Genomic DNA, 9,755 nt, shown 5'->3' with positions numbered 1-9,755 from the left:
TACGCAAGCCGTTATTTTTGTCAACACTTAATTTTGAGAAAAGTTTATTTTTTCAAAACTCAGTCTTACTTGACTCAACCAACTCGTCGTTTTGCTTTTTTGTAAGCAGTCCGCCGTGTCGGTGGATGCGCATTATAGGGATGCAGCGAATTAACGCAAGCATTTTTTCGAGAAAACTTTAAAAAAACTGCCTTTTGTATCCTTTTCAGTCTAAACACTACAAAAGATAAACTTTATTAACGCTTCAGTAACTTTTTGACCGTATTTAAGGCCATAAAAGTACAAGACTCTAAAAACAAAAAGGCCCAGCAATATAGCTGGGCCTTTAAATTGTTCGCGTTTTTAGGTGTTAAGCAATGCCGTATTGATCACGGTATGCTTTTACCGCAGCTAAATGCTCATCCATTGTGCCTTTGGCTTCTAGGTAACTAATTAAGTCAGCTAGTTTTACAATAGAGATAACTTTAGTGCCAAAGTCACGCTCGACTTCTTGAATAGCAGATAACTCAGCTTTGCCTTTCTCTTGTCGGTCAAGTGCAATTAAAACACCACTTAAGTCTGCACCATTATCTGCAATGATTTCCATAGACTCACGAATAGCTGTACCTGCAGTGATCACGTCATCAACTAACATGATCTTACCTTTAAGTTCAGAACCTACTAATGTACCACCTTCACCGTGTGCTTTTTTCTCTTTACGGTTAAAACAGTAAGGTACATCTTTGTCGTGATGATCAGCTAAAGCAACCGCTGTCGTTGTTGCGATTGGAATGCCTTTATAAGCAGGGCCGAATAATACATCGTAATCAATGCCCGCATCTTCAAGTGCTGCAGCGTAAAAGCGACCCAAGCGTGCAAGGTCACGACCGGTATTAAATAAACCAGCGTTGAAGAAATAAGGGCTAGTGCGGCCAGACTTTAAAGTAAACTCACCAAATTTAAGCACCTGCTTTTCAAGTGCGAATTCAATAAACTCTTTTTGATAATCTTTCATAACTAATAAACCTACTTCTTTATTAAGCTAATGCTTGCTTTTGAACGTCGATAATTTCACGAATTGAGTGCTTAGCTAATGTAAGTAGCTCATCAAGTTCGTCGAATGAGAAAGGTTCGCCTTCAGCTGTACCTTGAATTTCGATGATTTTGCCAGTTTCGGTCAAGATCACGTTCATATCTGTTTCGGCTTCAGAATCTTCTAGGTACTCAAGGTCACTAATTGGTTGACCTTTATATACACCAACTGAAATTGCCGCAATCATATGCTTAAGTGGGTTTGAATTGATCATACCTTTACTACGCATGTAAGTAAGCGCATCAACTAATGCAACACATGCACCACTGATTGATGCTGTACGTGTACCGCCATCAGCTTGAATAACATCACAATCGATAGTAATGGTGTTTTCACCTAACGCCTTTAAATCAACCGCAGCACGAAGTGCACGTGCGATTAAGCGTTGAATTTCCATAGTACGACCGCCCTGCTTACCGCGCGATGCTTCACGGCCATTACGAGTATGTGTTGAACGAGGTAACATACCGTATTCAGCCGTAACCCAACCTTTACCTTGGCCTTTCATAAAGCGTGGCACACCAGCTTCAACAGTTGCTGTACACAAAACTTTAGTATTTCCAAACTCTACTAATACTGAACCTTCAGCATGCATAGTGTAATTACGTGTAAATGTAACCGGTCTAATTTGGTTAGGTGTTCTTTCGCTTGGACGCATTAACGATCCCCTTAATTCTGAATTTGCCACATTATAAGTCGATGTGGTGCCAGATGCCATGTTGATTTACATAATTAACTGCATCAGAAAAACACATTTCAGAAAATTTACGCTAGAGGTTAAAAGCTGATTCGGTATAATCACTCAACTTTGTAAATTTAATAACACTAGGAAATCATCCATGATCCACAGCATGACAGCTTATGCGCGCCGCGAAATTAAAGGCGAATGGGGCACTGGCACTTGGGAAATTCGTTCAGTAAACCAACGTTACCTTGAAACTTTTATCCGCGCACCTGAGCAATTTCGTGGCATGGAACCAGTTATTCGTGAGCGTTTACGTAAACATTTACAGCGCGGTAAGGTTGAAGTTTTCTTAAAGTTTGCTGCAAATCCAGCGCATGTTGGTGAGTTAACGATTAACGAATCACTCGCTGAGCAATTAATTAAAAGCGCACAATGGGTGCAAAACCAAAGCAATGGTGACATCAACCCTGTTGATATTTTACGTTGGCCTGGCGTTATGGAAGCCGAAGAGCTCGATATGGATAGTGTAAACACTGCGCTAATTGCAGGGTTTGACCAAGTAATTGAAGATTTTAAACAAGCTCGCGGCGATGAAGGCGCAAACTTACAAGAAATGATTGCAACTCGCCTTGATGCTATTTTAGAGCAAGTAACCATTGTTGAAGGCCACTTGCCAGAAATTGCTAAATGGCAGCGCGAAAAACTAAACCAAAAGCTAGAAGAACTAAAAACAGATATCGATGAGTCTCGCCTTGAGCAAGAACTTATTTACCTTGCGCAAAAGCAAGATGTTGCTGAAGAACTTGATCGCTTAAAGTCGCATGTTAAAGAAACCAAAAAAATCTTAACTAAAGGCGGCGCATGTGGCCGACGCCTAGACTTTATGATGCAAGAGTTTAACCGTGAAGCAAACACATTAGCATCAAAGTCTATCAACAGTGATATCACAAACGCTGCGGTAGAACTAAAAGTGTTAATCGAGCAAATGCGCGAACAAATTCAGAATATTGAATAATCACGCTTTACAGCATTTTTATAAGACCCTGCATCTGCTGGGTCTTTTGTTTTTAAGTGTCCTTAAACTAGACTTTTGTATCTGCATTACGTAAAAAGTCTTGTAACGTAATATTTATATGCTTCTCTAATAGCTGCTCAGCTAAAGAATGCCCAATGTCATTGCCATCAAACTTACTTTTTTCATGATCAAGCTCTTCAAGCACTTTATAAGTATTTGTATGAATTTCTCGCCCTTTTGCATCCTGTAAAGAATATTGAATATCAAAGTCAGCAATAATCGTGTATTCACTTGAGCCTAAACCCAAAGTTAATAATGATTTTCCCATTGAAGCAGCCATATCATAGTCAGCAAAAGCTGGGCCTTTTTTATTTTTAGCAGTTATTGCAATACTAAGGCCGTAATCACCTTGGCTCGAAACAATACTCACTGAATTAGGCAAGTTTGATTTTAATATTTCATTCAACCTTCCCAAGACTTGCGCTGAGGCAACAGATAATTCAGCTTGTTCAATAGGAGTTAATGGTAACTGCTCTCCGCCAGAAAAAATGCCTGGCTTAGGTTGGCTGTATAGAATGTTGTATTTGAATGATTTATTTTCAAAGTTTTGACTGTTTATTTTTTCAACTACAGTTTGTTCAACAACTGCATGAGTAGCACAACCATTAATTATCAATGTTGAAGCAACTAATGTAAGTGTAGGAAGTATTTTTTTTAGCATTATTATCTCCGTTTTTTATAAGCTCTATGCATTCATACTTGGCTCATATTCTCCCTTAAAGCGTTCAAACTGCATATGTTGTACCTTACCTGAACATTAAATGAATGTTGCATTTTCATTGTATTTAGCCCACTATACAAAAAACCTTTAAATTCATGTAATTACCCAAATAAAAAACATGTTTACAAGGTAATAAAATGGAAACAACAAAAACTATAATGGACAATATTTTGTATAAAATAGGAAATTATATTTTTAACACTAAGCTAGCCCAAGTAGAGGGACCAAAAGGTGATATTCATGAACTCACATCAATACCCTTCTTATTGCTATCTTTTCTAGTTGAAAATAATCAGCAACTATCCAATAAACGAGAATTAATAGCCAGAGTTTGGGGGCATGAAGTATCTGACAGCTCAATTAACAAAACTGTTTCAGAGCTAAGAGCGGTATTTGGAGATTCAGCAAAAGACTCTAAATATATAGTTACTCGAAGAAAGCTTGGGTATCGTCTTATTGCCGACATAAAGCCCATTGAGAGCCTTGGGTCAGTATAATTCAATAACAGTTAAAGTAGATCCCACAAATTCTATTGTAACAAGACTCTAACTTGAGCACTTTTAGCGAAATAAAGTACAATAGTTCAATTAAAGGCTTGGATTAGCGATAGTCCGAGCCTGTTTATTTTTTATTAGAGACAGATCATGGCGCAAACTCGCGGAAATTTATTTATCTTGTCAGCTCCATCAGGGGCTGGTAAATCAAGCTTAATTGGTGCTTTACTAAAGAAACACAGCGATATGAAAGTATCGGTTTCGCACACCACTCGCTCACCTCGTCCGGGTGAAGAAAACGGTGTGCACTATCACTTTGTTTCTGTGGATGAGTTCAAAGCGCTAATTGAGAAAAATGACTTTTTTGAATGGGCGCAAGTGTTTGATAACTACTATGGTACGTCTAAGCAAGCAATCGAAAGCCAACTTGCAGCAGGTATTGATGTATTTTTAGATATCGATTGGCAAGGTGCTCAGCAAATCCGCAAATTAGTTGATGATGTTGAGACTATCTTTATTCTTCCACCATCAAAAGAAGAACTTGAATCACGCTTAAATAACCGTGGTCAAGACTCTGCTGAGGTAATCGCAGGAAGAATGGCAAAAGCACAATCAGAAACATCGCACTATAATGAGTATGATTATGTTGTGGTTAACGATAACTTTGATACTGCACTTACAGAAATCGAAACTATCGTTATGGCTAAACGTTTATCGTTAAAAAGCCAAGCTGTGCGCCATCAGGCGTTATTAGAGAACTTACTTAAGTAATACTTTTTTAAGAATAAGATAAAAATTAACCACAAGCTATTGGCGAATTTAACTTGGTACAGTAAACTACGCCTTTGCTTAAGAATTTATTTGGAGTGCTAAGATGGCTCGCGTAACTGTTGAAGATGCAGTAGATGCAATTGGTAATCGTTTTGACTTAATTTTAGTTGCGGCTCGTCGTGCCCGCCAAATCGCGGTTGGTGGTAAAGATCCACTCGTTGATGCTGAAAATGACAAACCAACGGTTATTGCTTTACGTGAAATTGAGAAAGGGTTAGTAGATAGCTCTTCTATGGACTTAATTGATCGTGAAGAACAACAACATCAAGAAGCAGCAGAAATGGCTGCTGTGGCTGCTATCGTAGGTGGCAACCAGTAATCAAGCTCCCCGCTTTGATTTAGCTATACGGCTAGTATTTCCACACTAGCCGTTGGCAAGCCCTTCTTTTCATCGTATATTCTATTCATACCGTTACCGATTTACTTCATTTGCGCATTGGAGTGTGACTTTGTATCTATTCGAAGGCCTCAAAAAGAAAATATCCGAATACTTACCACCTGCTGATATTGAGCTGGTACAAAAAGCATACGTGGTCGCTCGCGAAGCCCACGAAGGCCAAACACGCTCAAGTGGCGAGCCTTATATCACCCACCCTGTCGAAGTGACACAAATACTTGCCGGCATGCACTTAGACCACGAAACGCTGATGGCTGCCCTGATGCATGACGTGATTGAAGACACTGACTTTAGCCAACAAGACTTAGCTGAAATTTTTGGCGACACCGTTGCCGAGCTTGTTGAAGGGGTGAGTAAGCTAGATAAACTCAGCTTTAAAGATAAGAAAGAATTCCAAGCCGAAAACTACCGCAAAATGATCATGGCGATGACGCAAGATATTCGCGTGATCTTAATTAAACTGGCTGACCGTACTCACAACATGCGTACTTTAGGCGCACTGCGCCCTGACAAACGCCGTCGTATTGCCCGTGAAACTCTAGAGATTTATGCGCCAATTGCGAACCGACTTGGTATTCATGATATTAAAAATGAATTAGAAGATTTAGGCTTTCAAGCGTTATACCCGATGCGTCATCGCGCATTAAGATCAGAAGTGGTCAAAGCACGTGGTAACCGTAAAGAAGTTATCAGTAATATTAAGACTGAAATTGAAGCGCGTTTAGAAGAGTCAGGCATCGAAGCAACTATATCTGGCCGCGAAAAACACCTTTATAGCATTTACAAAAAAATGCTTAATAAAGAGCTGTCGTTTAACGAAGTGATGGATATCTACGCGTTCCGTATCAATGTTGATAATATGGATACCTGTTATCGCGTATTAGGTGTTGCTCATAACCTTTACAAACCAATTGAAACCCGTTTTAAAGATTACATTGCTGTACCAAAAACCAATGGTTATCAATCACTCCATACCTCATTAGTTGGCCCTCATGGTATTCCTGTTGAGATTCAAATTCGTACCCACGACATGGATCATATGGCAGATAAAGGGGTGGCTGCTCACTGGATGTACAAAAAAGCAGGTGATAGCGCAGGCCACACAGCACAGCAGCGTGCTCGCCAATGGATGCAAAGCTTACTGGAGCTTCAGCAAAGTGCGGGCTCATCATTTGAGTTTGTTGAAAACGTTAAAACAGAGCTATTCCCTGAAGAGATCTATGTTTTCACGCCAGATGGCCGTATCGTTGAACTACCTATGGGTGCAACAGCAGTCGACTTTGCTTATGCAGTTCACACTGATGTAGGTAATACCTGTGTAGGTGCACGCGTTAACCGTAAACCTCACCCGCTGAGCAAAGCGCTTGATACAGGGCAAACGGTCGAAGTCATCACCAGCTCAGGGGCGCACCCTAATGCAACTTGGTTAAACTTTGTTGTAACAGGTAAAGCACGTTTAGGTATTCGCAATTACCTGAAGAGCCAACAGCATGAAGAAGCCATGCTGCTCGGTCGACGTTTACTAGACTCAGCACTTGGTGAAACCAAACTGGATGATATTCCAGATGAAAACATTCGCCGTGTACTTCAAGAGCATGAACTAAATACCGTACTTGAGCTATTAGTCGAAATAGGCTCAGGTAACCTTATGAGTGTGCTTATTGCAAAACGCTTGATGCAAGTTGATGCTGACGACCTAGATGACCTAGCACAAAAAGCAAAAGCGACCATCATCGGTACTGAAGGCATGTTAGTTAATTACTCTAAATGCTGCCGACCTGTACCTGGTGATGCTATTACTGCTTATATTAGCCAAGGTAAAGGCCTTACTGTTCACCGCCAAGAATGTAAAAACATTCGTGGTTGGGAAAAAGAGCGCTCAAAATACTTAGTTGTAAAATGGGACGATAACCCAGAGAAAGAATATATTGCAGCCCTGCGTATTGAGATTATCAATCACCAAGGTGCGCTGGCTAAATTAACCAATGTTGTTGCCTCAACCCAAGCCAACATTGTTGAAATAGCGACTGACGAAAAAGAAAGTAATTTATACATGATAGATTTAGGCATCACGGTTAAAAACCGCGTTCATGTTGCTAACATTATGCGCCGCATTCGCGTTATGCCTGATGTGCAAAGAGTCTATCGTAAAAAGTAACAAGGATAATCATGAACAAATCTTTTATTTCTACTGATAATGCGCCTGCAGCAATCGGTACTTACAGCCAAGCAGTTAAAGTAGGCACGGCTGTTTATTTATCAGGTCAAATCCCACTTGTACCAGAGACGATGGAAGTGATCTCTGAAGACTTTACTGAGCAAACTCACCAAGTATTCAAAAACCTAACAGCTGTTTGCCAAGCTGCGGGTGGTCAAATCCAAGACATGGTAAAAGTGAATATCTTTTTAACTGACCTATCTAACTTTGCGATTGTTAACGAAGTGATGAGCCAGTACTTTAAGCAACCATACCCTGCACGTGCCGCAATTGGCGTACGTGCGCTACCAAAAGGCGTGCAAGTTGAAATTGACGGTATCATGGAGCTACCTTCAACAAACTAATCAGCCCTGCCAGCAACGCAAAGTTGCTGGCACTTTTTTAGAAAAAGTTCTTACTTCCCTCACCCGAAATTCTTGACTCATTAGCAAATCTCTAGCACTCTGTTGTTATAACAAGTAAAACCTTTAGCTAATGTAGTAAAAAAGGATCTCCAGGTGTTTAAGCTCGCTCACAACGGCAACGTTTTATTAGATGTTCATGAAAACTCGCCTCCTAGTGCTGCGTTTATTATCGAAGCATTAGAAAAGTCACCATTTTGCGAATGCAGAGTGGATCATGAAGCTATCAATAATTTCTTCAAAAGCGATTCAAATGAGCGCATGCTTGTTGTTGCCTCTAAACATGATGCGAGCCTAGTTGTCACCTTGAGTGATGATAAAATGCTGGCTACAGGCGAGCTGACTTTAGCTGAAGGTGGCAAAGTCATGACGCTTGACGATGCCAAAAAAGAGCTTATCAAAGCAGGTGTTGCCCGCGGTTATAAGCAAGCTTTCTTAGAAAAGTTATTACAACAACAGTTTGAGCTACCTGCAGGTGAAGTTGCTAAAGGAGTGCTCGCAAAAGGCCGTTTACCGATTGATGGCCAACCATCTAAGTTTGTACCACAGGTTGAGACCTTAAAAGACCGCTTAAAAACACCTAAGCTACGTGAAGACGGCACAGCCGATATGCGTGACTTTGGCAAGCTAGCCAGTGTCGAACCAGGTGTATTACTTATAAAACAAATTCCTGCTACTCCTGGCAAAGAAGGCTTTACTGTTACTGGTGATGTACTTCCTGCAAAACCGGGGGAAAACACCAAGCTAGTCGCAGGTGAAGGCACCGAAATATCAAAAAATAACCCGCTCGAGCTAATTTCTGTGATCGCTGGTGTACCTGTTGATATTGCTAATGGTATGCGTGTTGATGATATTTTTACTATTGCCGATGTAAACGTAAAAAGTGGCCACGTAGATTTTGAAGGTAGCGTTATCGTGACTCATAACGTTGAACCAGGCATGCGTATTAATGCCAAAGGCGATATCACAGTTATGGGTACTGTGGAATCTGGTCATTTATCAGCGGCTGGCGATATCACTATAAAACAAGGTGTAATTGGTCACCAGCTCGAAGATAAAAAGCTGTCATGTAATATTATCAGCCAAGGTGACATTCACTTATCACATGGTCAATACTGCTACCTTGAAGCCAATAATATCCTCATTGAACGCCAAGCCAGCCATTGCACAATGAAAGCCACTAAGCTGTTGCAAATAGGCCAAGAGGATAATCCGCAAGGCAAGCTATTCGGCGGAGAGATCTTAGACGCACAAATGTTAATTGCCGGCGAAATTGGCAATGAATCTGGCGCTAAAATGGTTATTCACTTGGCTGCTTCGGGTGCTGATGTCACCGCGCAAACAGATCAGTGTTTAAAAGATTTAGCACAAACAGATTCACAACTTGATACTTTGCAAGAAGCTATCGAAAAAGCAGATCAAGTAAAAGACGCCGAAAAGAAAAAGCAGTTACTCGCAAAGATTGGTGCAACACAAATGCATTATTGCGAGCAAGCTGAAATGCTTGAGAAAAAGCTATCAAGCTTAGAGCATCACCTGCATGATTTACTGGAAGATGCGCAATTAGTCGTTAATAAAAAACTGCATTCTGGCGTCGAAATTCATATTTTCGAAAAAGTTCTACTCACTAACCGCCAATACCCACCATGTAAGGTAAAACTTGAAGAAAACAAGGTTGAGGTAGAGTTTAAAACCAGTTAATAAAAAAGAGGCTTAAAGCCTAATGCTGATCAGTTAAGAAGTTGATCAGTTGACCGATCAGAATGATCATGCACAATCCGTAGTTAGGCAACTAACTACGGATTTTTTTTGTGAATATAGAACAAGCTCTTCATTCTGCTTTCGAAGAAAGCACTCGTTA

General features: G+C 40.4%; 10 protein-coding genes. 7 read left to right on the top strand and 3 right to left on the bottom strand.

Annotated features, from left to right (window positions below; genetic code table 11):
- Window positions 1-349: 349 nt before the first annotated feature.
- Both pyrE and rph read right to left on the bottom strand, forming a co-directional pair.
- On the bottom strand, window positions 350-994 hold the full coding sequence (gene pyrE / locus WA256_RS20915; RefSeq protein WP_054554229.1) for an orotate phosphoribosyltransferase: 645 nt from the start codon (window positions 992-994) through the stop codon (window positions 350-352).
- Window positions 995-1,016: 22 nt separating this feature from the next.
- Window positions 1,017-1,730: a ribonuclease PH gene (gene rph / locus WA256_RS20910; RefSeq protein ID WP_054554228.1), complete on the bottom strand. Its 714-nt coding sequence runs from the start codon at window positions 1,728-1,730 to the stop codon at window positions 1,017-1,019.
- Window positions 1,731-1,911: 181 nt separating this feature from the next.
- On the opposite strand from rph, the gene WA256_RS20905 reads away from it, so the two are divergent.
- Complete coding sequence (locus WA256_RS20905) at window positions 1,912-2,772, top strand: YicC/YloC family endoribonuclease (protein ID WP_054563424.1); 861 nt, start codon at window positions 1,912-1,914, stop codon at window positions 2,770-2,772.
- A gap of 67 nt (window positions 2,773-2,839) precedes the next feature.
- Here the strand turns inward: WA256_RS20905 and WA256_RS20900 are convergent, their stop codons facing one another.
- Window positions 2,840-3,493 carry a hypothetical protein gene (locus WA256_RS20900; protein WP_335993291.1) on the bottom strand — a complete coding sequence of 218 codons (654 nt, stop codon included), beginning with the start codon at window positions 3,491-3,493 and terminating at the stop codon, window positions 2,840-2,842.
- A gap of 197 nt (window positions 3,494-3,690) precedes the next feature.
- Between WA256_RS20900 and WA256_RS20895 the strand changes: the two genes are divergently transcribed.
- The 6 genes from WA256_RS20895 to WA256_RS20870 all read left to right on the top strand — a co-directional run bounded on the left by WA256_RS20895 (window position 3,691) and on the right by WA256_RS20870 (window position 9,595).
- A complete protein-coding gene (locus WA256_RS20895; protein ID WP_335993289.1) occupies window positions 3,691-4,050 on the top strand; it encodes a winged helix-turn-helix domain-containing protein in 360 nt (119 codons plus the stop codon).
- 147 nt (window positions 4,051-4,197) lie between these two features.
- Window positions 4,198-4,818, top strand: coding sequence for a guanylate kinase (gene gmk, locus WA256_RS20890; RefSeq protein WP_335993288.1), 621 nt, complete (start codon window positions 4,198-4,200; stop codon window positions 4,816-4,818).
- A gap of 103 nt (window positions 4,819-4,921) precedes the next feature.
- The gene (rpoZ, locus tag WA256_RS20885) at window positions 4,922-5,197 is read left to right on the top strand and encodes a DNA-directed RNA polymerase subunit omega (RefSeq protein ID WP_054554225.1); all 276 of its coding nucleotides are present in this window, start codon (window positions 4,922-4,924) and stop codon (window positions 5,195-5,197) included.
- Between the two features lie 130 nt (window positions 5,198-5,327).
- Window positions 5,328-7,433: a bifunctional GTP diphosphokinase/guanosine-3',5'-bis pyrophosphate 3'-pyrophosphohydrolase gene (spoT, locus tag WA256_RS20880; RefSeq protein ID WP_054563422.1), complete on the top strand. Its 2,106-nt coding sequence runs from the start codon at window positions 5,328-5,330 to the stop codon at window positions 7,431-7,433.
- An 11-nt stretch (window positions 7,434-7,444) separates the two neighbouring features.
- Entirely contained in the window at window positions 7,445-7,837 is a 393-nt protein-coding gene (locus WA256_RS20875; protein WP_054554223.1) for a RidA family protein, read from the top strand.
- Window positions 7,838-7,990: 153 nt separating this feature from the next.
- The gene (locus tag WA256_RS20870; protein WP_058583784.1) at window positions 7,991-9,595 is read left to right on the top strand and encodes a DUF342 domain-containing protein; all 1,605 of its coding nucleotides are present in this window, start codon (window positions 7,991-7,993) and stop codon (window positions 9,593-9,595) included.
- Window positions 9,596-9,755: the final 160 nt, after the last annotated feature.

This window comes from Pseudoalteromonas sp. CH_XMU1449-3 (assembly GCF_037027245.1).
Taxonomy (GTDB): Bacteria; Pseudomonadota; Gammaproteobacteria; order Enterobacterales; family Alteromonadaceae; genus Pseudoalteromonas; species Pseudoalteromonas shioyasakiensis.
Note: the sequence above shows the minus strand (reverse complement) of the source record. Positions and strands in the feature narration are given on the sequence as shown.